The 21,815-nt window shown below is 67.7% G+C and carries 20 protein-coding genes; 11 read left to right on the forward strand and 9 right to left on the reverse strand.

From position 1 onward, the window contains the following. Positions 1 to 177: 177 nt before the first annotated feature. Genes JOD62_RS05805 through JOD62_RS05835 form a run of 7 tightly spaced genes read left to right on the forward strand, consistent with a single transcriptional unit; the run spans position 178 to position 8,062 of the window. Positions 178 to 318: a hypothetical protein gene (locus tag JOD62_RS05805; protein ID WP_204938370.1), complete on the forward strand. Its 141-nt coding sequence runs from the start codon at positions 178 to 180 to the stop codon at positions 316 to 318. Further along, positions 315 to 404 (forward strand): potassium-transporting ATPase subunit F, encoded by a 90-nt coding sequence (locus tag JOD62_RS05810; RefSeq protein WP_204938371.1) that lies wholly within the window; start codon positions 315 to 317, stop codon positions 402 to 404. Before JOD62_RS05805 ends, JOD62_RS05810 begins: the two co-directional genes overlap by 4 nt. After that, positions 404 to 2,083, forward strand: a complete 1,680-nt coding sequence (gene kdpA / locus JOD62_RS05815) for a potassium-transporting ATPase subunit KdpA (protein WP_204938372.1) — start codon at positions 404 to 406, stop codon at positions 2,081 to 2,083. Before JOD62_RS05810 ends, kdpA begins: the two co-directional genes overlap by 1 nt. A 1-nt stretch (position 2,084) precedes the next feature. Then, positions 2,085 to 4,220, forward strand: a complete 2,136-nt coding sequence (gene kdpB, locus JOD62_RS05820) for a potassium-transporting ATPase subunit KdpB (RefSeq protein ID WP_204938373.1) — start codon at positions 2,085 to 2,087, stop codon at positions 4,218 to 4,220. Positions 4,221 to 4,230: 10 nt separating this feature from the next. Then, the gene (kdpC, locus tag JOD62_RS05825; RefSeq protein WP_204938374.1) at positions 4,231 to 4,842 is read left to right on the forward strand and encodes a potassium-transporting ATPase subunit KdpC; all 612 of its coding nucleotides are present in this window, start codon (positions 4,231 to 4,233) and stop codon (positions 4,840 to 4,842) included. Between the two features lie 14 nt (positions 4,843 to 4,856). Then, positions 4,857 to 7,394, forward strand: coding sequence for an ATP-binding protein (locus JOD62_RS05830; RefSeq protein ID WP_204940075.1), 2,538 nt, complete (start codon positions 4,857 to 4,859; stop codon positions 7,392 to 7,394). Beyond that, positions 7,391 to 8,062, forward strand: coding sequence for a response regulator (locus JOD62_RS05835; RefSeq protein ID WP_204938375.1), 672 nt, complete (start codon positions 7,391 to 7,393; stop codon positions 8,060 to 8,062). Before JOD62_RS05830 ends, JOD62_RS05835 begins: the two co-directional genes overlap by 4 nt. A 27-nt stretch (positions 8,063 to 8,089) precedes the next feature. On the opposite strand, the gene JOD62_RS05840 is transcribed toward JOD62_RS05835, so the two are convergent. The 7 genes from JOD62_RS05840 to JOD62_RS05870 form a co-directional block, all read right to left on the reverse strand. Beyond that, the gene (locus tag JOD62_RS05840) at positions 8,090 to 9,196 is read right to left on the reverse strand and encodes a fatty acid desaturase family protein (RefSeq protein ID WP_204938376.1); all 1,107 of its coding nucleotides are present in this window, start codon (positions 9,194 to 9,196) and stop codon (positions 8,090 to 8,092) included. A 138-nt stretch (positions 9,197 to 9,334) separates the two neighbouring features. Then, entirely contained in the window at positions 9,335 to 10,276 is a 942-nt protein-coding gene (locus tag JOD62_RS05845) for a siderophore-interacting protein (RefSeq protein WP_204938377.1), read from the reverse strand. Then, positions 10,266 to 11,066 (reverse strand): ABC transporter ATP-binding protein, encoded by an 801-nt coding sequence (locus JOD62_RS05850; RefSeq protein WP_204938378.1) that lies wholly within the window; start codon positions 11,064 to 11,066, stop codon positions 10,266 to 10,268. The genes JOD62_RS05845 and JOD62_RS05850 overlap by 11 nt, the downstream gene beginning before the upstream one ends. Continuing rightward, positions 11,063 to 12,133 (reverse strand): FecCD family ABC transporter permease, encoded by a 1,071-nt coding sequence (locus tag JOD62_RS05855; protein WP_204938379.1) that lies wholly within the window; start codon positions 12,131 to 12,133, stop codon positions 11,063 to 11,065. Before JOD62_RS05855 ends, JOD62_RS05850 begins: the two co-directional genes overlap by 4 nt. Beyond that, the gene (locus JOD62_RS05860; protein ID WP_204938380.1) at positions 12,130 to 13,173 is read right to left on the reverse strand and encodes a FecCD family ABC transporter permease; all 1,044 of its coding nucleotides are present in this window, start codon (positions 13,171 to 13,173) and stop codon (positions 12,130 to 12,132) included. Before JOD62_RS05860 ends, JOD62_RS05855 begins: the two co-directional genes overlap by 4 nt. Next, positions 13,170 to 14,201, reverse strand: a complete 1,032-nt coding sequence (locus JOD62_RS05865) for an iron-siderophore ABC transporter substrate-binding protein (protein WP_204938381.1) — start codon at positions 14,199 to 14,201, stop codon at positions 13,170 to 13,172. Before JOD62_RS05865 ends, JOD62_RS05860 begins: the two co-directional genes overlap by 4 nt. A 191-nt stretch (positions 14,202 to 14,392) precedes the next feature. Further along, on the reverse strand, positions 14,393 to 14,596 hold the full coding sequence (locus JOD62_RS05870; protein WP_204938382.1) for a cold-shock protein: 204 nt from the start codon (positions 14,594 to 14,596) through the stop codon (positions 14,393 to 14,395). 189 nt (positions 14,597 to 14,785) lie between these two features. Between JOD62_RS05870 and JOD62_RS05875 the strand changes: the two genes are divergently transcribed. From JOD62_RS05875 to JOD62_RS05890, 4 genes are all read left to right on the forward strand, one after another. Next, positions 14,786 to 15,022 (forward strand): hypothetical protein, encoded by a 237-nt coding sequence (locus tag JOD62_RS05875; protein ID WP_204938383.1) that lies wholly within the window; start codon positions 14,786 to 14,788, stop codon positions 15,020 to 15,022. Between the two features lie 331 nt (positions 15,023 to 15,353). Continuing rightward, positions 15,354 to 16,667 carry an ABC transporter substrate-binding protein gene (locus JOD62_RS05880; protein WP_204938384.1) on the forward strand — a complete coding sequence of 438 codons (1,314 nt, stop codon included), beginning with the start codon at positions 15,354 to 15,356 and terminating at the stop codon, positions 16,665 to 16,667. A gap of 84 nt (positions 16,668 to 16,751) precedes the next feature. Beyond that, positions 16,752 to 17,720, forward strand: coding sequence for a carbohydrate ABC transporter permease (locus JOD62_RS05885; protein WP_204938385.1), 969 nt, complete (start codon positions 16,752 to 16,754; stop codon positions 17,718 to 17,720). Further along, positions 17,717 to 18,649 carry a carbohydrate ABC transporter permease gene (locus JOD62_RS05890; RefSeq protein WP_204938386.1) on the forward strand — a complete coding sequence of 311 codons (933 nt, stop codon included), beginning with the start codon at positions 17,717 to 17,719 and terminating at the stop codon, positions 18,647 to 18,649. Before JOD62_RS05885 ends, JOD62_RS05890 begins: the two co-directional genes overlap by 4 nt. 63 nt (positions 18,650 to 18,712) lie before the next feature. On the opposite strand, the gene JOD62_RS05895 is transcribed toward JOD62_RS05890, so the two are convergent. Together JOD62_RS05895 and JOD62_RS05900 are read right to left on the reverse strand one after the other, a co-directional pair. Then, complete coding sequence (locus JOD62_RS05895; RefSeq protein ID WP_204938387.1) at positions 18,713 to 19,696, reverse strand: hypothetical protein; 984 nt, start codon at positions 19,694 to 19,696, stop codon at positions 18,713 to 18,715. 223 nt (positions 19,697 to 19,919) lie between these two features. After that, a complete protein-coding gene (locus JOD62_RS05900; protein WP_204938388.1) occupies positions 19,920 to 21,734 on the reverse strand; it encodes a glycoside hydrolase family 35 protein in 1,815 nt (604 codons plus the stop codon). Between the last annotated feature and the right edge of the window lie 81 nt (positions 21,735 to 21,815).

Genomic DNA, 21,815 nt, shown 5'->3' on the forward strand with positions numbered 1-21,815 from the left:
AAGGAGCGATGTTCACCCACTTTTCGCCGAGAACAGGGGGAACATCGCTCCTTCAACGGGGTTTTCGCCGCGCACGACGCGCGAGGTGTGAGCGCGGCGTATGCATCCGCGCGTGAGGCGTAGGGATTCCGTAAGGATCGCCGCGGCGCCCGGTGCGCAGGAGTTGTATCGACTCTCGTGTTCGATCTCCTCTACATCGCGCTGACCCTCGCGCTCTTCGCTCTCGCCGGCCTTCTCGCAAAGGGGGTCGAGCAGATGCGCCCGCGCGCTCTCAGCGTCGACCCGCGCGACCGGACCACCGAGGAGGAGCGCGCATGATCGTCTTCGAGATCATCGCGGCCACCCTCGGGCTGGCTGCCGTCGCCTATCTGGTCGTCGCCCTCGTCGCCCCGGAGCGGTTCTGATGGGTGCCACGGTCTGGTTCGGCGTCCTGCAGGCGGCCACCCTCGTCCTTGCGCTCGTCCTCCTGTATCGCCCCCTCGGGGACTACATCGCCCGCGTGTACTCCTCGGGTCGCGACCTCGCTGTCGAACGCGGCATCTACCGTCTGATCGGTGTCGATGCGAGCGCTGAGCAGACGTGGCGCGCGTACGCCCGCGGTGTGCTCGCGTTCTCACTGGTCAGCGTGCTCGTCCTCTACGGTCTGCAGCGGTTGCAGGCGTTCCTGCCCCAGTCGCTCGGGCTGCCCGCGGTTCCGGAAGGCCTCGCGTTCAACACGGCGGCCTCCTTCGTCGCCAACACGAACTGGCAGTCGTACTCCCCGGAGCTCACGATGGGCTATCTCGTGCAGTTCGTGGGCCTCACGGTGCAGAACTTCGTCTCGGCCGCCGTGGGCATCGCGGTCGCCGTCACGCTGATCCGTGGCTTCGCCCGTCGGGGTTCCGCGACGATCGGCAACTTCTGGGTCGACCTGACGCGCGGCCTCATCCGCCTGCTGCTTCCGATCGCCACGATCGGTGCCCTCGCGCTGCTCGCCGGTGGCGTGATCCAGAACTTCGCCGGCTTCAGCGAGGTGCAGACGCTCACAGGAGCGACGCAGTCGATCCCCGGTGGACCGGTGGCCTCGCAGGAGGCGATCAAGCTGCTCGGCACGAACGGCGGAGGCTTCTTCAACGCCAACTCGGCGCATCCGTTCGAAAATCCGACGGCCTGGACCAACATGGTGCAGATCCTGCTCGTGCTCATGATCCCGTTCGCTCTGCCGCGCACCTTCGGCCGGATGGTCGGCGACAACCGTCAGGGCTACGCGATCGCCGCCGTCATGGGAACGATCTTCCTCGTCTCACTCTTCGCGCTCTCGGCGTTGGAGCTCGCGGGTCGGGGCACGGCACCCGAACTCGCCGGGGCCGCCATGGAGGGCAAGGAGCAGCGCTTCGGCATTCTCGGGTCGACGCTGTTCGGCACCGCGACGACACTCACCTCCACCGGCGCGGTGAACTCGATGCACGACTCGTACACGGCGCTCGGCGGCATGATGCCGATGCTCAACATGATGCTCGGAGAGGTCGCACCGGGCGGGGTCGGATCAGGCCTGTACGGGATGCTGATCCTGGCGATCATCGCGGTGTTCGTCGGCGGGCTGCTCGTCGGTCGCACCCCTGAGTACCTCGGCAAGCGGATCGGCCCGCGGGAGATCAAGCTCGCGAGCCTGTACATCCTCGTCGTGCCGACGCTGGTGCTGGCAGGCACCGCGCTGAGCTTCGCGATCCCGGCTGTCCGCGCGGACGTCGAGGCGACGAGCATCTGGAACCCCGGCGTGCACGGCATGAGCGAAGTGCTCTACGCCTTCACCTCCGCGGCGAACAACAACGGCTCCGCCTTTGCCGGTCTCACCGCGAACACCCCGTGGTTCAACACCGCGCTCGGAGTCGCGATGCTGCTCGGACGCTTCCTGCCGATCGTGCTCGTCCTCGCCCTGGCGGGTTCCTTCGCCGCGCAACAGCGCGTCCCCGAGACATCCGGAACCCTCCCCACCCACCGGCCGCAGTTCGTCGGCCTGCTCACGGCTGTGACCGTCATCGTCACCGCCCTCACCTACTTCCCGGTGCTCTCTCTGGGCCCGCTCGCCGAAGGACTCGTCTGACATGACTCTGCTGACCGACAAGATCCCGGATGCTGAGGCATCCACCCCGACCGCTTCGGCGCCGCGCTCGTTCAGCGGCGCGCAGCTCGCCGCGGCCATCCCCGGGGCGCTGCGCAAGCTCAACCCCGCAGCGCTCGCACGCAACCCCGTCATGCTGCTGGTGTGGGCGGGCGCGGCGCTGACGACCGTGCTCGCGATCGCCGAGCCCTTCCTCGGCGGCCCTGCCGCGTCGGGCGGCGCCCCGGTTCCCGCAGGATTCACGTGGGGGATCGCCGCCTGGCTGTGGCTGACCGTGCTCTTTGCGAACCTCGCGGAGTCCGTCGCCGAGGGCCGCGGCAAGGCGCAGGCGGCGAGTCTGCGCAAGACCCGCACGAGCACGACGGCACGTCGGGTGGTGGGCTATGACGTTGCGGATGCTGCCGCCGAGCGCACCGCAACCGAAGAGGTGTCCTCGGCGGACCTGCGCCTCGGTGATGTCGTGGTCGTCGCGGCCGGAGACCTCATTCCCGGAGACGGCGACATCGTCGCCGGCATCGCGACGGTCGACGAGTCGGCGATCACGGGCGAGAGCGCCCCGGTGATCCGCGAGTCGGGTGGCGACCGCAGTGCCGTCACCGGCGGCACCCGCGTGCTGTCGGACCGGATCGTCGTGCGCATCACCTCGAAGCCCGGTGAGACGTTCGTCGACCGCATGATCGCGCTTGTCGAGGGGGCGAGTCGGCAGCGCACCCCCAACGAGATCGCTCTCAACATCCTGCTCGCGAGCCTGTCGATCATCTTCGTGGTCGTCGTGCTGGCTCTCAACCCGATCGCCTCGTATGCCGCCTCACCGGTGAGCATCCCCGTGCTGATCGCCCTGCTCGTCTGCCTGATCCCGACCACGATCGGCGCCCTGCTCTCGGCCATCGGCATCGCCGGCATGGACCGTCTCGTGCAGCGCAACGTGCTCGCGATGTCAGGACGCGCAGTCGAGGCTGCGGGCGACGTGACGACCCTGCTGCTCGACAAGACCGGCACGATCACCTACGGAAACCGTCGTGCGCACGAGGTCCTCCCTCTCACCGGCGTCGACGAGGCGGAGCTGCTGCGTACCGCCGCGCTCTCGTCGCTGGCCGACCCGACGCCCGAGGGCGCCTCGATCGTCGACCTCGCGACTGCCCGCGGCATCCTGGTCACCGAACCCGCCCGTGCGATCGTCGTGCCGTTCACGGCACAGACCCGCATGAGCGGTCTCGATCTGGCCGACGGCACCGAGATCCGCAAGGGAGCAGGGTCGGCGGTGACCGCCTGGCTGGGGCGGGAGAAGGCGGATGCTGCGCTGACCCAGATCACGGACGCCGTGGCGCAGAGCGGCGGCACGCCGCTGGTCGTCGCCGTGCGCACGCCCGAAGGCGAAGGCCGCGTGCTCGGCGTCGTGCATTTGAAGGACATCGTGAAGGAGGGCCTGCGCGAACGCTTCGAAGAGCTGCGCAGCATGGGCATCCGCACGGTCATGATCACGGGTGACAACCCGCTGACGGCCGCGGCCATCGCCCAGGAGGCAGGAGTCGATGACTTCCTCGCCGAAGCGACCCCGGAAGACAAGCTCGCGCTCATCCGACGCGAGCAGGAGGGTGGCCGTCTCGTCGCGATGACCGGCGACGGAACGAACGATGCTCCCGCTCTGGCGCAGGCCGACGTCGGCGTCGCGATGAACACGGGCACGTCTGCTGCGAAGGAGGCCGGCAACATGGTCGACCTCGATTCCGACCCGACCAAGCTCATCGACATCGTGCGCATCGGGAAGCAGCTGCTCATCACCCGCGGCGCGCTCACGACGTTCTCGCTCGCGAACGACATCGCGAAGTACTTCGCGATCATCCCGGCGATGTTCATGGGCGTCTTCCCCGGACTCGCGGCGCTCAACATCATGCAGCTGCACTCCTCCGCATCCGCCGTGACGAGCGCGATCATCTTCAACGCGATCGTGATCGTCTTCCTCATCCCGCTCGCCCTGCGCGGAGTGAAGTATCGCCCGGCGAGCGCCTCGCAGATCCTGCAGCGCAACCTGCTCGTCTACGGGCTGGGCGGCGTCATCGCCCCGTTCGTGGGCATCAAGCTCATCGACCTCGTCGTCAGCCTCATCCCGGGCTTCTGAAAGGCACCTCATGTCCACGCTTCGCACCTCCACCCGCACCGCCGGCGTCGCCCTGCGCGCACTTCTCGTCTTCACCGCTGTGCTCGGCGTCGGGTACACCCTCGCGATCACCGGCATCGGACAGGTCGTGATGCCCCTGCAGGCGAATGGCTCGGTTCTCGCGACCTCCGATGGCACTGCCGTCGGCAGCGCGCTGGTCGGTCAGTCGTTCACGGATGCCGCGGGTGACGCCCTTCCCGAGTACTTCCAGCCGCGCCCCTCCGCCGCCGGCGACGGCTACGACGGCGGCGCGTCGAGCGGCAGCAACTACGGGCCCGAGAACGCCGACCTCATCGCGGCGATCACCGAGCGCAAGGCAGAGATCGCCGCGCGGGAGGGAGTCTCCGAAGACGCCATCCCGGCGGACGCTGTGACCGCGTCGGCATCCGGTCTCGACCCGCACATCAGCGTCGCCTACGCCCTGCTGCAGGTGCCCCGTGTCGCCGCCGAACGTGGGATCGATCCGGTCGAACTGCGCGGTTTCGTGGAGTCTAAGATTCAAGGGCGAGACCTGGGTTTCCTGGGTGAGGAGCGCATCAACGTGCTCGAACTCAACCTCGCGCTCGACCAGCAGGAGGACTGATGCCCGCGGAGCGGATGCCACGACGCGGCCGTCTGCGCGTGCTGCTGGGTGCCGCTCCCGGCGTCGGCAAGACCTTCGAGATGCTCAGCGAGGGTCGACGGCTGCGTGACGAGGGTCGCGACGTGGTGATCGCCATCGTGGAGACGCATGAGCGCGCTGCGACCCTCGCGCAGACCGCCGGCCTCGAGCAGGTGCCGCGCCGACGCGATCGGCACCGCGACGTCGAGCTGACCGAGCTCGACCTGGACGCGGTGCTCGACCGTGCGCCCGAGATCGCCCTTGTCGACGAGCTCGCTCACACGAACGCGCCGGGATCTCGTCACGCAAAACGCTGGCAGGACGTCGAGGAGCTGCTGGCGGCGGGCATCGACGTCATCACCACCGTCAACGTGCAGCACATCGACTCGCTGAACGCCGTGGTCGAGAAGATCACGGGGATCGAGCAGCAGGAGACGATTCCGGATGCGGTCGTGCGCGCCGCCGACGAGATCGAAGTCGTCGACCTCGCCCCGCAGTCGCTGCGCGACCGGCTCACGGCGGGACTCGTCTACCCGGCGGAGCGGATCGACGCCGCGCTGTCGAACTACTTCCGCCTCGGCAACCTCACCGCGCTGCGGGAGCTCGCACTCCTGTGGCTGGCCGACGAGGTCGACAGCGCCCTGCGCAGCTACCGGGCCGAGCAGGGGATCGAAGGCACCTGGCAGGCGCGCGAACGCGTGGTCGTGACGCTCACCGGTGGCCCGGAGGGCGAGACGCTGATCCGCCGCGGCGCGCGAATCGCGGCGCGTTCCGCCGGCGGCGAGCTGCTCGCGGTGCACGTGACAGCACAGGACGGTCTGCGCACAGCCGCCCCGGGAGCGCTCAGCACCCAGCGCGCTCTCGTCGAGTCGCTGGGCGGCAGCTACCACCAGATCGTGGGCGACGAGATCCCGCAGACGCTCGTCGAGTTCGCCCAATCCGTCGATGCCACCCAGCTCGTGATCGGTGTGAGTCGGCGCGGACGACTTGCCTCGGCGCTGACCGGACCGGGGATCGGCGCCGAGATCATCCGCCTCTCCGGCGACATCGACGTGCACATCGTCACGCATGCCGCGGCAGGGCGCCGCGGGGCGCTGCCGCGCATCACCGGCGGCGCGCTCGGCTGGCGGCGGCAGGTGCTCGGGTTCGTCGTCGCCCTGACCGGCGGCCCGCTGCTGTCCTGGCTGCTGTACTCGATGCGCTCTCCGGAATCGATCACCTCCGACGTGCTCGCGTACCAACTGCTCGTCGTCGTGGTGGCGCTGATCGGCGGCATCCGCCCGGCGCTCTTCGCCGCCGTGCTCTCGGGGCTGACTCTCGACTTCCTCTTCGTCGCCCCCTTGTTCACCGTCACGATCGCGCACCCTCTGCATGCGATCGCGCTGTCGCTGTACGTCATCATCGCGGTGCTCGTCAGCCTGATCGTCGACCAGGCTGCGCGGCGCGCGCGGGCGGCGAAGCGGGCATCCGCCGAAGCAGAGCTTCTCGCCGCTGTCGCGGGCAATGTGCTGCGCGGTGACAACGCGCTGCTCGCCCTCGTGACCCGCACCCGCGAGGCATTCGGACTGGCGGGTGTCCGTCTGCTGTCCCCTGCCGGAGAGGTCATCGCGATCGACGGCGAGCCGGTGCAGGGGCGTCCGGCGGTCACGATTCCGGTGGGTCCGGATGCGGCGCCGGCCGCGCTGCTCGAACTGCACGGCAGCGAACTGGACGCCCCCGAGAGACGGCTGCTCGACGCGATCGTCGCCCAGATCGCCGCAGCGATCGAGCACACCGATCTGCGTACGGCCGCGCGCGAGGCCGAGTCCCTGGCTGAAACGGATCAGGTGCGCACGGCGCTGCTCTCGGCACTCAGCCACGACCTGCGCCGACCGCTCGCCTCGGCGGTCGCCGCGATCGGTGGACTGCGTACCGCGGGCACTCTGTCGAGCGCTGATCGTGACGAGCTTCTCGCCACGGCCGATGAGAGCCTGGCCTCCCTCTCGGCGCTGCTCACCGACCTGCTTGATGTGAGCCGCGTCCAGGCCGGCGTGCTCGCCGTCTCCCTGTCACCGACCGACGCGGATGACGTGGTTCTCGCGGCCCTCGACGAGCTCGAGCTCGGCCCCGCGGATGTCGAGCTCGCCCTCGATCCCGCGCTTCCGGCAGTGCAGGCTGACCCTGTGCTGCTGCGACGCGTCGTCGTGAACGTCCTCGCCAACGCCGTGCGTCACGCTCCTGCCGACGTGCCCGTGATCGTGTCGACCAGCCGCCTCGGCGAGCGCGCCGAGATCCGCATCGTCGACCGGGGTGCGGGGGTGGCCGTCGACCGACAGGACGCGATCTTCCACCCCTTCCAGCGGCTCGGCGACACGGACAACTCCACAGGCCTCGGGCTCGGTCTCGCTCTCTCGCGCGGATTCACCGAGGGCATGGGCGGTACGCTGACGCCCGAAGACACCCCCGGCGGCGGACTCACGATGGTGATCGCACTGCCGATTGTCGCCGCCGGCACCGATGCTGGCGACAGCACCGATGAGAGGAGGCACGCATGAGACTCCTCATCGCCGACGACGACCCGCAGATGGTGCGCGCACTGCGCATCACCCTCGCCGCGCACGGCTACGAGGTGATCGCCGCCCCGGATGGCGCTGCCGCGATCACGATGGCCGCGCAGAAGCATCCGGACCTCATCCTGCTCGATCTCGGCATGCCGAAACTCGACGGCATCGCGGTCATCCAGGCGCTGCGTGGCTGGACGAGCGTGCCGATCATCGTCGTGTCCGGCCGCACCGGCTCCGCTGACAAGGTGCAGGCGCTCGACGCGGGAGCGGACGACTTCGTCACCAAGCCCTTCCAGATCGACGAGCTGCTCGCGCGGCTGCGGGCGCTCTCGCGCAGGGTCGTGCCGGAGGCATCCGAGTCCAGCGTCGCCTTCGGTGACGTCGTCGTCGACCTCGCCGCACGTGCTGTCACCCGGGCAGGTGCCCGCGTGCACCTCACACCGACCGAGTGGCAGATGCTCGAGCACCTGTGCCGACACCCGGGGGCGCTCGTGACCCGTCAGGAGCTGCTGAAGGAGATCTGGGGCAGCGAGCAGGTCTCAGACTCGGGCTACCTGCGGCTGTACATGTCTCAGCTGCGCAAGAAGCTTGAGGCTGTGCCTTCCGAGCCGGTGCATCTGCTCACCGAGCAGGGCATGGGCTACCGGCTCGTTCTCTGACGCGCCGCCTTCACAGGGACAGAGCGATTAGGCGCGGCGCAGCTGCTGCGCGGCGGGGCAGTCGAAGGGATCACGGGCGGCGAGTCCGACACGGTTGAGATAGTCGATCACGATCGCGTACGAGCGGAAGATCGTGGTCTCCGTGTAAGGGACGTTGTTCGCCTCGCAGTAGTCCTTGACGATCCTGCGCGCACGCGAGAGGTGGAAGCGCGACATGTTCGGGAACAGGTGGTGCTCGACCTGGTAGTTCAGTCCCCCCATGAACCAGGTGGCCCACCAGCCGCCGGACACGTTGCGGGAGGTGCGCACCTGCTTGCTGAAGAAGTCGAGGCGGGCATCAGGAGCGATGATCGGCATGCCCTTGTGGTTCGGCGCGAACGAGGCTCCCATGTAGACGCCGAAGACGGCGAGCTGCACACCGATGAACGCGAACGCCATGCCCAGCGGCAGGAAGAGGAAGATCGGAGTGAGCACGATCGTGAAGCGTGCGGCGATCAGAGCAAGTTCGGTCCACCGGCCCTTGATCGGCTTCCGCGAGAACAGATGCTTGAGCCCGAGGTAGTGCAGGTTCACGCCTTCAAGGGTGAGCAGCGGGAAGAACAGCCAGCCCTGTCGACGGGTGATCATCCGGATGAAGCCGCGAGACTTCGCCGCATCTTCGTCGAGGAACGAAATCGTGTCGACCTCGATGTCGGGGTCGCTGCCGACCTTGTTCGGGTTGCCGTGATGGCGCGTATGCTTCGAGTCCCACCAGGCGTAGCTGATGCCCACGACACCCGCGGCCAGGATGCGGGCGAGACGGAAGTTCGCCGGTCCCGTCGACAGAATCTGACGGTGCGCAGCCTCATGTGCGAGGAAGGCGACCTGGGTGAACAGGATGCCGAGGGCTGCGGCCATCAGCAGCTGCAACCAGCTGTCGCCCAGGAGGATCATGCCGGTGATGACGCCGCCGAAGCCGAGCGCGATGCCTGCAGCGACGAGACTGTAGAAGACCGGAGTTCGACGCAGAAGCCCCAATTCGCGAACGACGTTTGACACGTCTCTGTATGCGCGCGCCATAGGCGGGAACTCTGCGTTTCCGGCGTACGTCTGGCGGACTGCTCCGAGGCTCGGAGCGAGAGTAGAAGTCGACATTTCGACACCTGTTTCGATCAGGAGACCTAAAGGCCTGGACGAAGCCAAGGGCGGGTGCCGATCGCTGTCGCCAGCCTACGGTGACCCGTATGCGGGGCACGGTATGTATCCGCAGGTGGGCCTCGGTCGCGGCGCCCGCTATCCGCGCATCGCGACACCGCGGCGCCAGTAGCCCATGAAGGCCACCTGTCCACGGTCGATGCCGAGGTCCTTCACGAGGTGGCGGCGCAGAGTCGTCACGACGCCACTCTCTCCGGCGATCCAGAAGTAGCGGTCGGCGGCAGCATCCGCTTCGGGGATCTCCTCGCCGAGCCCCGAGTAGATCGGCGTCTCCCACACGAGGTCTTCGCCGTCCAGATCGCGTACCTCGACTGCGGCCTCGCTGTCGCCCAGGAAATCGAGGACGGCAGGGATGAGGGAGGCGCCGTGCAGGGCCCCGTCCGCGCGCGGCAGCCAGGTCACCGCGACGCCGGCGGGCGCCGCGATGGAGAGGATGTCGTCGACGGACGGCACCTCGACGAAGGCATGACCGCGCAGGTCGGCGGGTGCGTCTTCGAGGATCCGGGCGATCGCGGGCGCTGCGGTCTCGTCTCCCGCGAGCAGGACAGCGGATGCACTGCCCGGCGCCCACTCGATGCCGGTGCGGTCTTCCCGTCCTCGGCGCGGTCCCAGGATCAGGAGCTCATCCCCGACAGAGGCAGCACTCGCCCAGCTGGAGGCGGGGCCGGTGAGTCCCGGCTGCAGATGGAGCACGAAGTCGACGACGACCTCGGTTTTGCCGTCGGCGACCTGCAGCGCGCGAACCGAGTAGGTGCGCATGGATCCGCGCTCCGCCTCCGGAACGGCGAGGAAGGCGCCCCACCAGTCTTCGACCGTGCGGTCCAACGGCGGCAGTACGCCGGTTGCCGGCGGGAAGATCACCTTGATGCGCACATCGAACATGTCCCCCGGGGTGCCGAACTCGGCAAGCTCTGGCCCTCCGAACGTGATGCGCACGAAGTTCGGAGACACTCTTTCAACGGCACGCACCTCGGCGAGCGCGAGGACATACGGTGAGCGGGTCTGAGTGTCAGCGGACATGGTGTCTCCCGATAGGTGTGACCATCGGCGTTCCCGAGACGGGGTCGATGGTGATCTGGTTTGCGAGTCCGAACACGTCGTGCACGAGATCGGCGGTGACGACGTCGCGGGGAGCGCCCGCGGCGTGCACGCGGCCGTCCTTCATGGCGATGAGCTCGTCGGCGTAGCGGGCCGCAAGGTTGAGGTCGTGCAGCACCATGACGATCGTGGTGCCGCGGGCGATGCTGAGGTCGGTGAGCAGATCGAGCACCTCGACCTGGTGAGCGACGTCGAGGAACGTGGTGGGCTCGTCAAGGAGCAGGATGTCGGTCTCCTGCGCGAGGGCCATCGCAATCCAGACACGCTGCCGCTGGCCACCGGACAGCTCGTCGACGCTGCGGTCCGCGAGATCCGTGGTGCCGGTCGCGGCGAGCGCATCCGCCACGACCTCGTAGTCGTGACGACTCCACCTGGCGAGGGCCCGCTGATGCGGGTGCCGACCCCGACCGACGAGGTCGGCGACGGCGATACCTTCCGGCGCGGAGGGCGACTGCGGAAGCAGACCGAGAACCCGGGCGACCTCGCGTGTGGGCAGCGAATGCACTGAGCGCCCGTCGAGGATGACCTGCCCCGCGCTCGGAGACATCAGCCGAGCCAGCGAGCGCAGCAGTGTGGACTTGCCGCATCCGTTCGCTCCGACGATCGTCGTGATCTTGCCGGCCGCGATCTCGATGTCGAGGGCATCGATGACGGTGCGGTCGCCGTACGTGAGGGTGAGCCCCTCGGCGGCGAGAGTGTGCGCGGCGGTCACAGGGATCCTCCTGAGCGGTTGGTGCGGATGAGAAGGGCGATCAGATACGGAGCGCCCAGCACGCCCGTGATGACTCCGACCGGGTAGCGCTCACCGAAAGCGAACTGCCCGAGCAGGTCACCGGCGAGCACGAGCACAGCGCCCACGAAGGCGCTCGGCAGGAGCGGACTCGCCCCCGGTCCGGTCAGTCGCGCGGCGATCGGACCCGCCATGAAGGCGACGAAGGCGATGGGCCCTGTGGCCGACGTCGCCACCGCGAGCAGCGTGACGGCACCCAGGATGAACACGAGCCGGATGCGAGTGACGCGCACGCCCAACCCCGCCGCGGAGTCATCCCCGAGATGCATCACGCCCAGCGCCCTCCCCTGCGACAGCAGCAGCGGAAGGAGGACGGCGGTCACGAGCGCGAGCGGGAGGACGCGCTCCCAGGAGGCGTTGTTGAGGCTGCCGGTGAGCCACTGCATCGCGGTCTGGATGTCCCACTGCGCGGCCCGCGAGAGCACGTAGGAGATGATGCTCTGCAGCATCGCGGCGACGCCGATTCCGATGAGGATGAGACGCGTACCCGCGAATCCGCCTTTGTTGGAGAGCAGGTAGATGGCTCCCGCCGTCAGAAGCGCGCCGGCGACCGCGAGCAGCGAGACCGCGGGACCGCTCAGCGACAGCGTGACGATGCCGAGCACCGCGGCGGCGCCTGCGCCCTGCGTGATGCCGATGATGTCGGGCGAAGCGAGTGGGTTGCGCAGCAGGGTCTGGAATGAGACGCCTGCAATGCCGAAGGCGGCACCGGCGAGAACGGCCAGCACCGCGCGCGGCAGCCGGAGCTCTCCGACCGTGAAGGATGCACCAGGCACGGTCTCGCCGAAGAGCACCCGCAGCACCTCAATCGGACCGTAGAACGTGTTGCCGATCATGAGCGCTGTCGCGAAGAGAGCGAGCACGACGAGCGCGAGCACGAGAGTGACGGATGCGTGGCGTCGATGCCGCGCGCGTCGTCCGGCGACGATCGCAGAGATGTCCGGGCGCGGCGGCGCGGGCGGGGGCGGAGCAGTCAGGGTCGTGGTCACAGTTCGCGCACCTTCTGTCGACGAACAATCCAGATGAAGAACGGCGCTCCGATGATCGCGGTCACGATGCCGACCTGGATCTCCTGCGCTGTCGGAGATGCCACGCGTCCGATGATGTCTGCCGCGACGAGCAGCCCTGCACCCGCAAGCGCCGAGAAGGGCAGCAACCAGCGGTGGTCGGTGCCCACGAGCATCCGACAGACATGCGGGATCACGAGCCCGACGAATCCGATCGGACCGGCGATGGCGGTCGCTGCTCCCGTGAGAACGACCGCGCCGACAGCGGCGATGATGCGGGTGCGGGCGACGTTCTCGCCCAGCCCGGCCGCCATGTCGTCGCCGAGCGCGAGGGAGTTCATCCCGCGCGCGGTGGCGAAGCAGATGAGCGCGCCGACCGCGAGGGCCGGCGCCGTCAGAGCGATACGTGACCAGTCCGCCCCGCCGACACCGCCGACCTGCCAGGACTGAAAGGACTGCAGCAGGTCGATACGCGGCAGCATCACGGCGCTCACGAGCGACGCGAACGCTGCGGATGTCGCGGCCCCTGCGAGCGCGAGCTTGAGTGGCGTCGCACCCCCGCGTCCGAGCGAACCGACCGTGTAGACGAAGACAGCGGCGAGCGCGGCGCCGACGACGGCGAAGGCCATCTGGCCGAGCGGCGCGGTGACCCCGAAGAACGCCAAGCCCACGACGACAGACAGGGCTGCCCCATTGGTGACACCGAGGATGCCGGGGTCCGCGACGGGGTTGCGGGTGATCGCCTGCATTGTCGCCCCTGCGACGGCGAGTGCCGCGCCGACCAGCAGCGCGAGGACGGTGCGCGGAAGCCGGGTGATGATGGCGGCCTGCGACACCGTGTCGTTGTGCCCGGCCATGACCGCGACGAAGTCATCGAACGTCACCGCGCGCGAGCCGAAGGCGAGGGACAGCCCACAGAGGACGATGACGACGAGGGCGACGACCAGCAGTCCGGTCAGACGCCCCGCCACCGGAGTGCGCGCACGCGCGACCTCCGGGGCGGGGGCGATGATCGCGGTCATTTCTTCAGCAGCGGCGCCTCGAGCACGGCGAAGTACTCGTCGATTCCCCACGGGATCGAGAGCGGCGAGGGGTTCGCGGATGCTGCCAGCGGCGTGGCATCCCCGAGCACGGCGATGCGCCCTGCGGCGATCGCGGGAATCTTCGACAGCAGCGGGTCGGCCTGGAGTGCGGCCACGCTGGATTCGTCGCCGTACGTCACGAAGACGTCGACATCGTCGAACAGCTGTGCCTGCTCTGCACTCGCCATCAGGTAGAACTCGGGATTGCCGATGGTGTCCTCGACGACCTTCGGGAACGGCAGACCGATGCCGTGCAGGAATCCCGGACGCGTGTCGGCCGCTGTGTAGTAGCCGACCTGGCTCAGGTCAGCGGGGTCGAGGTAGGAGAACAGCAGCTTCTTGCCCTCCAGCGCGCTGTGCGCCGTCAGCGCCTTCTCCGTCTCGGCGTGCAGTTCATCGATGAGCGCCGCACCTTCGTCGGCGAGGCCGATCGCGGTGGAGTTGAGCGTGATCATGTCTTCGACGCTCGTGCCCCAGGCGATGTCGGGGTAAGCGACGACGGGGGCGATCTTCGAGAGCGTCTCGTACTCCTCCTTCGTGAGGCCGGAGTACGACGCGAGGATCACGTCTGGTGCCGTGTCTGCCACGGCCTCGAAGTCGATGCCGTCCGTCTCATCGAACAGCACCGGGGTCTCAGCGCCGAGCTCTTCGAGCTTCTCTTCGACCCACGGCAGAACGCCGTCGTTGTCGTCATCGCCCCAGGCGGCCTTGCTCATGCCCACCGGAACCACGCCGAGCGCCAGCGGCACTTCGTGGTTCGACCAGGCGACGGTCGCGATGCGCTCGGGCTTCGAGGCGATCGTGGTCTCGCCGTAGACGTGCTCGATCGTGACGGGGAATGCGTCGGCGGAAGCTGGGTTCGCGCCGACGGCAGGGGCATCGCTTTCGGCGGTGGGCGTCGAGCAGCCGGCGATGCCGACGGCGAGCGCGGCGGTCGCGACGGCGGCGACGAGACGGGAAGTGCGCACAGCGGTTCCTTCAATCGGGTGTGGGAGGAGGCATCTGAGGATGCTGAGCTTCGGTAAGCCTGGCCTAACCTAGCAAAAGTAAGGCGAGCCTCACCACCACAGGAGCCCGATACGGCGCGATATCCCGTCATAAAAGAAAACCGGCCGAATCCTCGAGAGGATCCGACCGGCTCTGTGTGCGTCAGCGCGCCTTACAGCGGGCGAATGTTCGCAGCCTGCATGCCCTTCGGGCCACGCTCAGCGTCGAACTCGACCTTCTGGTTCTCGCGAAGCTCCTTGTAGCCCGACCCGGTGATCGCCGAGAAGTGCGCGAAGAGGTCGTCGGTGCCGTCATCGGGAGCGATGAAGCCGAAGCCCTTTTCGGAGTTGAACCATTTCACAGTGCCGGTAGCCATGTGTTTCTTCTTCCTGTTGTTCGGGCCGCTTGCGCAGCCAGGTGCGCCACGCCGGAACCTCCGGCGGGCACGATGAGGGGTGCTGTTCTGCGCGGGCGCGACAGCACGAGCGTCCGTGAGGACGCGAGCGGCAGCAGGAGCCGGAGGCTCGGATGCCTCCACGGCCGCCTCTGCTGCGGGAATCGAGGGGTGGATGCCGAGGTTCTCGCCGCGCGCGCCAAAGGCGGCGACGCCATCGAGACCATCGGCGACATAGCCGGCGTACTCGCCGGAGCGAGTGGCGACACGGACGTCGACGTCCGCGTCACGCCAGCGGACTTCTTGGCCGGGTGCACACGCACCGCAGCCGACTGCATAAGACAAACAAAAGCTTTCGGTGATCCCGAGAACCTGATCGTTCGAAGCGACACGATTCTCGAGGGATGAAAGGCCGCACACGACGCATCAGCGCGGTCGCGGGCCGAAGTTGAGGGACCCATTTCAGTAGAAGAGGGGATGCTCCAGGGTAGCACGCGCAGTCTCACTCGCGCCGTGCGCACTCTCATCTGGCATCACGCCTGTTCCGCACACCAGGCGCCCACCAATGGCAGCGCTACGCATCATCCGCACACGATCCTGCATGTTTCCGACCGATTACGCAGTTGTGAGCGCAAACATTTTCATGTTTAATGTGAGCACCGGACGCGTTCGCGCCTCGCGAAGACGCACCGGGACACCCGCACCAGGGTATGAACATGACCTCAAAGAGGAGCTCTCCATGGCATCCACGTCCCGAATCACCCGCACCACCGCGATCGTCGCGGTCGGCACCCTCTCCGCTTTTGGACTCGCCGCCTGCGCCACCGCAGACAAAGGCGACGCCGGCGCAGCCGACGGCCCGATCACGATCGAGTACATGCACCGACTTCCCGACGGCGAGGGTATGACCCCGGTCGCCGAGATCGTCGAGCGTTGGAACGCAGAGAACCCGAACATCCAGGTCAAGGCGACGAAGTTCGACGGCAAGGCCAGCGACATGGCCCTCAAGCTCGAGACCGACGTGAAGGCGGGCAACGCCCCGTGCCTCGCCCAGCTCGGCTACGCAGAGGTTCCGCAGGTGTTCGTCAAGGGTCTGCTCGAAGACGTCTCGGCAGAGGCGAGCAAGTACGAGAGCGACTTCTCGGCGGGCGCCTTCAGCGGCATGCGTGTCGGCGACGCCGTCGTTGGCCTTCCGCAGGACGTCGGCCCGCTTGTGTACTTCTACAACGAAACGGCCTTCGCTGAGCTCGGACTCGACGTTCCCACCACGCTCGCGGACCTCACTGCCGACTCGGCAACCGCCGCAGCCGCCGGCAAGTACGTCGCGGCATTCACCCCGGACGAGGCGCACAACTGGCTCTCCGGCCAGGCCGCAGCCGCCGGCGACACCTGGTTCACCGCCGAGGGCGACAAGTGGGCCGTGGACACCCAGGGAGCTGGCGCCGAGACCGTCGCCACCTTCTGGCAGGGCCTGCTCGACACCAAGACCACGATCGCGACGGAACGCTGGGGTGAAGGCTTCACTGCCGCCCTCAACGACGGCAGCCTGATCGGCCACATCGGCGCCGCGTGGGAGGCCGGCTTCCTGCTGGACTCGCTCGACGGTACGCCCGCCGAAGGACAGTGGCGCGTCGCCCAGCTTCCGGATTTCGGCGCGGGCGCCCTCACCGGCCCTGACGGCGGCTCCGGCGTCGCGGTCATGAAGGGCTGCAAGAACCCGGTTGAGGCGATGGCCTTCAACGCCTGGTTCAACACGCAGGTGGAAGATCTCGCCACGCAGGGCCTCGTCGTCGCCGCCAAGGGCGACGTCAAGACCCCGGAGAAGATGCTGCGTCAGTTCGGCGGACAGGATGTTCTCGCCGAGCTCGGCACCGCGACACAGAATCTGAACCCGGACTTCGTCTACGCCCCCGGATTCTCGACCCTCACGAAGATGAACGAGACCGCTGCGGCCGCAGCCGCAGGAACCGCCACGGTCGCGGACATCTTCGCCACGGCGCAGACCACCGCCGTCGCCGCGCTGAAGGACCTCGGGCTGCCGGTCGCTGAATAAGCGAGCGCACACGAGAATGATGAACGGCGGCGGGGAGCGAGCAGTGCACGCTCTCCGCCGCCTTCTGCATCCAGGAGGAACTTCATGGTCACCGTGACCGCACCAGCAGCACCCGAGAAGAAGGCACGCCCGCCGGTCGCCCGTCCCCGTCGCGGCGTAGGCTCGCGACGTGAGGCGTGGACCGGATGGTTCTTCATGGCCCCCTTCGCGATTCTGTTCGCGATCGTCTTCCTCGTGCCGATCGGCGTCTCGGTGAAGTCCGCATTCTTCGCCCAGGTCGCCACCGGCGGCGGCCTCTACGGCGGCGGGGAACTGGCCGACACCTTCGTGGGCTTCGACAACTTCGCCGCAGCCATCGCCAATCCTGCCTTCTGGGTCGGAATGGGTCGGGTGGTGCTCTACGCGGGCATCCAGATCCCGGTGATGATCCTCGCGGCCCTGGCCCTCGCCCTGCTGCTGGACTCGTTCATCGTGCGCCGCCCTGGCCTCTTCCGACTCTCGTTCTTCCTCCCGTACGCCGTGCCCGGCGTGATCGCCGCGATGATGTGGCTGTACATCTACACGCCGGAGGTCTCGCCGATCCTGCCGTTCCTCCCCGAGGGCACCGACTTCATGTCGCCACAGACGATTCTGATGTCGATGGCCAACATGACCACGTGGACGTACACGGGCTACAACATGCTGATCTTCCTGGCCGCGCTCCAGGCCATTCCTCGCGACCTCTACGAAGCGGCGCGGCTCGACGGAGCATCCGGATTCCAGATCTCCATGCGGATCAAGGTGCCGATGGTGCGCGGGGCAGCACTCCTGGCCGTGCTGCTGTCGATCATCGGAACGATCCAGCTGTTCAACGAGCCCGTCATCATGGAGGCCCAGAACACCTGGATGGGCAAGGACTTCACGCCGATGATGCTCACGTACAACTCGATGATGGGTGAGCTGACGCCCTCCGGCAGCGGCCCGGCCTCGGCCTACTCGCTGCTCATGGCGCTGATCGCCGGCGTCCTCGCCATCGTCTATGCACTGCTGCAGCGCCGTAAGGGAGACGCATGAGCACCACAGTCCTGATCACCGTTCCCGAGAAGGTACGCGCATCGCAGCGCAGACGCCGCGTGCAGGGGTCGGCTCCCGATGCACCACCACCCTCGATCGCACCGAGCCCCCTGGCGAAGGCGTTCGGCTATGTCGCGCTGATCGTCGCGACGTTGTACTTCCTCGTACCCGTGTACTGGCTGCTCGTCGCATCATCCAAGAACAATCGCGACCTCACCTCGACGTTCGGCTTCTGGTTCGCCGAATGGAACATGGGCACCAACTACGACAGCCTGATAGGCTGGACCCAGGGCCTGTTCTGGCGCTGGGTGGGAAACTCGGTCTTCTACTCTGTTTCTGCGGGCGTCATCGGCACGCTGTTCGCGGTGATGGCCGGATACGCGATCGCCAAGTTCGCATTCCCCGGCAAGAAGCTCGCCGTCGGCGTCATCATGGCCGGCCTGCTCATGCCGGTGGCGCTGCTCACGGTGCCGCTGTACATCGAGTTCCACGCACTGGGGCTCGTGAACACCGTGTGGGCGATCATCATCCCCTCCGCCGTGTCCCCGTTCGGAGTGTTTCTCGGAATGGTGTTTGCGCAATCATCAGTGCCGACCGAGCTGCTCGAGGCGGCCCGGATCGACGGCGCCGGCGAGGTGCGCATCTTCTTCACCATCGTGTTGCGCCTCCTCAGCCCCGCGATGGTCACGATCTTCCTGTTCATCTTCGTCGCGACGTGGAACAACTTCCTCCTGCCGCTCATGATGATCTCCAGTCAGGACCTCAAGCCCGTCACGCTGGGCCTGTACGGCATGATGAGCTACTTCTCACCGGACAAGGGCGCGGTGATGCTCGGCTCGCTGCTCGGCGTCATCCCGCTGATCGTGCTCTTCTTCACGCTGCAGCGCTACTGGCGCTCTGGCCTCGCCGCGGGAGCAGTGAAGGGCTAGCCCGACCAGCCCCCTGCACGAGAAACCACATTCCGTACGAGAAACCACGCCACCCGTGGTGTCTCACGCGAAATGTGGTTTCTCGCGTGGGCGACGGGCGAGCGACGCCAGAAACGCAGCCTGACGCGGACGCACCGGACGCAGACCCGCCCCGCGCAGCGCCCGCACGAGAGGCTCGACGCGCCACGCATCTGCGAGCTCCCACCGCGCAAACGGATGCCCGTTCCTTCGCAGACGATCTTCGCGGTGCTTCTCTTTCGCCAGCCGCCGCGCTGCTTCTGCGGGGTCGGCAAGCACGTACTTCTGCCAGCCGTCAGCCTCGCCGATCGCACGACACGACGGAAACGAGAAGTCCACCCGATCGTGGAACCCCTCGTAGAAGTACTCCCGCTGCAGGACGGGCGTCTCGAATCCCGTCCACTCGATCACCGCACGGCTGACGCTCTCAGAGGGAGATTCGGATGCCCCATCCGCCCGCTCCCAGAGCCAGCGCAGTCGCGCATTCCCGCGGCGGTTCTGCTGTGCAGCGGCGCGTTCGCGCAGCATCCGCAAATCCAGCGCGTTCGGATCGGCGTGCGAGATCGACGCATCGACGACGGCCAGCGCCTGTGCGGGCGGAAGCACCCGGGCGAGCCCGATGACGGTCTCCTCGAGAGACGTGAGCAGCGCCCCAGATACCTCGGCGACATCGAGCGCATCACGACTCGTGTGCACGGCGACGTCGCCGTAACGACGCGAAGACGGCCGTTCGGGGTCGTAGACCTGGATGTCACGCGGCTCTCCGAACAGCGGGAGGCCGTGAAGGACGGCCGCGGATTCCAGGGCGAGGATGGCGGACGGATGCTGCCGCCGAAACGCGTGCACCCGCAGGGCGTAGCGCTCCCATGAGCGCAAGGCCTCGATGCCGGCCCGCCTCGCGTAAACCCCCGGGCGGATACGCGCGTGCGAGGACGCGGGTAGGCGCAGACCCAGCATCCGGCCCTCCTGCGACGTGACCAGGTCGAGCGGCGAGTCGAGAATGGCGCGATCGGCGAGCAGAACAGACATGGCGCGAGCCTGCCCGCCCCGCCGCGCGCGCGGGTGGCGTTGCTGCGTCCCGTGCACAACTCCCCACCCCACCCGGGCGGTGCAGAGAGCGCCACCCGTCGACCCAGAGAGCGCGCCACCCGCCGAGAAACCACACTCTGCACGAAACGCACGTGGTCGCGTGGTTTCTCGCGCAGGAAATGGTTTCTCGCGGAAAAGGGCCGGGGGCCGGCCAGCGCGCGGCTCAGGTGCCGATGAACTCCTCGGTCTCGCCGAACGCCGGCTCCTCACGGATCTCCACGACAGCACCGAGCGCGTCCGTATCGAGGACGACGATCTCGTTGCGCCCCGCACGCCACAGCGGCGCCGGAGCGTAGAGGGTCTCCTGGGGACCGATCTTCCAGTAGCGGCCCAGCAGGAATCCGTTGAGCCAGACCATGCCCTTAGCGCCACCGGGGAAGGCGAGCCAGGCATCGGCGACATCGGTCACCTCGAGGTGCGCGACAGCGGAACCGTCGACGGCGGGCGTGCCCGTCAGCGCGGGGGCGTCGAGCGAGATGTGGCGGTGCGTCCAGCCGTTGACGAAGCGACGACCGATCATCACGCCGTGCATGATGCCCTTGCCCTCACCCGTGTAGGGGCCGTAGTTGATGCGCCCGAGGCTCTCGACGACGATCGTCAGGTGCGCCCGCGAGGACGCTCCGGGCAGCGCCAGGGACACCTCTCCATCGCGTTCCAGGGTGCCCAGCCGCTCATCTCCGAGGAAGACGGTCGCGCGGTCATGGAGACGGTCGATCGTGAGGATCGCGCCTTCGCTGTACGAGATGTCCGCTTCGTAGCTCACCAGACCGTCTTCAGCGCCGAGTTGCTCATACGTGCGCGGGCGCGGCGAGACCGCCCCGATGACCGGAGTGGCCCGCACGATGTCGAGGAGCGAAGCCGTCGCGGTCAGGACTGCGGATGCTGCGCGCTGGCGCCTCGGGGCCGCGGGAACGGGCGGAAGCTCGTCGTCACGGAGTGCCGCGAAGCGCTCCCGCAGGGCAAAGAACTTCGGAGAGAGGGTGCCGTCTTCGCCGATCGGCGCGTCGGAATCGTAGCTCGTGACAGTGGGCTGGAGCACCTTGTCGTGATTGGAGCCGTTCCACAACCCGAAGTTCGTCCCACCGTGGGCCATGTACAGGCTCACGGAGCCACCGGCGCGGAGCAGCTCGTCGACCGTGCCGAGCGCACTGTCGACCGAGCGCACGTGGTGGCGCTCACCCCAATGGTCGAACCATCCGCCCCACAGCTCACTGCACATCAGGGCGTCGCCTTCGCGCCGCAGTTCCTGCGCGCGGGCCACCCCGGTGCCGAACGTGAAGGTGCCCATGGCGCCGGGAACACTGCCGTGCTCGATCATGTCGCCGGTGATGCCGTCGGCGGTGGTGAGCATCTCGACGATGCCCCGTGCACGCAGTCCGTCGCGCTGGTGCGCGAGATAGGCGGCATCGCTGCCGAACGACCCGTACTCATTCTCGACCTGCACCGCGACGATGGGACCGCCGTACGCAGCCTGCAGCGGCACGAGGCGCGGGATGAGCGCATCGAACCAGTTGTCGACCGCAGCGAGGAACTCGGGGTCGCTGGTGCGGATCGCATCCACGCGCCCGGACAGCCAGAACGGGATGCCGCCATTGGACCACTCGGCGCAGATGTACGGACTGGGACGGATGAACACGTCCAGTCCGACGGTGCCGGCCAGGCGGATGAAGCGTTCGAGATCCCGCCATTCGTCGAAGCGGATGTCGCCCTCGACGCGCTCGTGGAAGTTCCAGGCCACGTAGGTGTCGACTGTGTTCGCCCCCATCGCGGCCAGTCGGCGCAGGCGGTCTTCCCACTGATCGGGGTGCACCCGGAAGTAGTGGATCGCACCGGCGAGGATGCGATGCGAGCGACCATCACGCAGAATCTCGGCGTCACGCCACGTGAGTGCGGGGGTGAGGTCCTGTGCGGACGATGCCGGGGTCGGGGTCGTTACATCGTCGTCGGCGACGATGCCGGCGGCGAGAGAGTCAGTCATGGCGCTCCAGTCAAGAATTGTTTGCGCTCACATTATCGCATTCTCATCTGTTCAGTCTCGTGTGTTCACAAGGGTTGATCG

It is taken from the genome of Microbacterium keratanolyticum (assembly GCF_016907255.1).
GTDB lineage: Bacteria > Actinomycetota > Actinomycetes > Actinomycetales > Microbacteriaceae > Microbacterium > Microbacterium keratanolyticum.

Coding starts and splice junctions, on each gene's coding strand:
- JOD62_RS05895 (WP_204938387.1), bottom strand. CDS start 19,696: ATGTCTGTTCTGCTCGCCGATCGCGCCATTCTCGACTCGCCGCTCGAC.
- JOD62_RS05900 (WP_204938388.1), bottom strand. CDS start 21,734: ATGACTGACTCTCTCGCCGCCGGCATCGTCGCCGACGACGATGTAACG.
- JOD62_RS05845 (WP_204938377.1), bottom strand. CDS start 10,276: ATGTCCGCTGACACTCAGACCCGCTCACCGTATGTCCTCGCGCTCGCC.
- JOD62_RS05870 (WP_204938382.1), bottom strand. CDS start 14,596: ATGGCTACCGGCACTGTGAAATGGTTCAACTCCGAAAAGGGCTTCGGC.
- kdpA (WP_204938372.1), top strand. CDS start 404: ATGGGTGCCACGGTCTGGTTCGGCGTCCTGCAGGCGGCCACCCTCGTC.
- JOD62_RS05835 (WP_204938375.1), top strand. CDS start 7,391: ATGAGACTCCTCATCGCCGACGACGACCCGCAGATGGTGCGCGCACTG.
- JOD62_RS05890 (WP_204938386.1), top strand. CDS start 17,717: ATGAGCACCACAGTCCTGATCACCGTTCCCGAGAAGGTACGCGCATCG.
- JOD62_RS05880 (WP_204938384.1), top strand. CDS start 15,354: ATGGCATCCACGTCCCGAATCACCCGCACCACCGCGATCGTCGCGGTC.
- JOD62_RS05885 (WP_204938385.1), top strand. CDS start 16,752: ATGGTCACCGTGACCGCACCAGCAGCACCCGAGAAGAAGGCACGCCCG.
- JOD62_RS05830 (WP_204940075.1), top strand. CDS start 4,857: ATGCCACGACGCGGCCGTCTGCGCGTGCTGCTGGGTGCCGCTCCCGGC.
- kdpB (WP_204938373.1), top strand. CDS start 2,085: ATGACTCTGCTGACCGACAAGATCCCGGATGCTGAGGCATCCACCCCG.
- JOD62_RS05810 (WP_204938371.1), top strand. CDS start 315: ATGATCGTCTTCGAGATCATCGCGGCCACCCTCGGGCTGGCTGCCGTC.
- kdpC (WP_204938374.1), top strand. CDS start 4,231: ATGTCCACGCTTCGCACCTCCACCCGCACCGCCGGCGTCGCCCTGCGC.
- JOD62_RS05860 (WP_204938380.1), bottom strand. CDS start 13,173: ATGACCGCGATCATCGCCCCCGCCCCGGAGGTCGCGCGTGCGCGCACT.
- JOD62_RS05840 (WP_204938376.1), bottom strand. CDS start 9,196: ATGTCGACTTCTACTCTCGCTCCGAGCCTCGGAGCAGTCCGCCAGACG.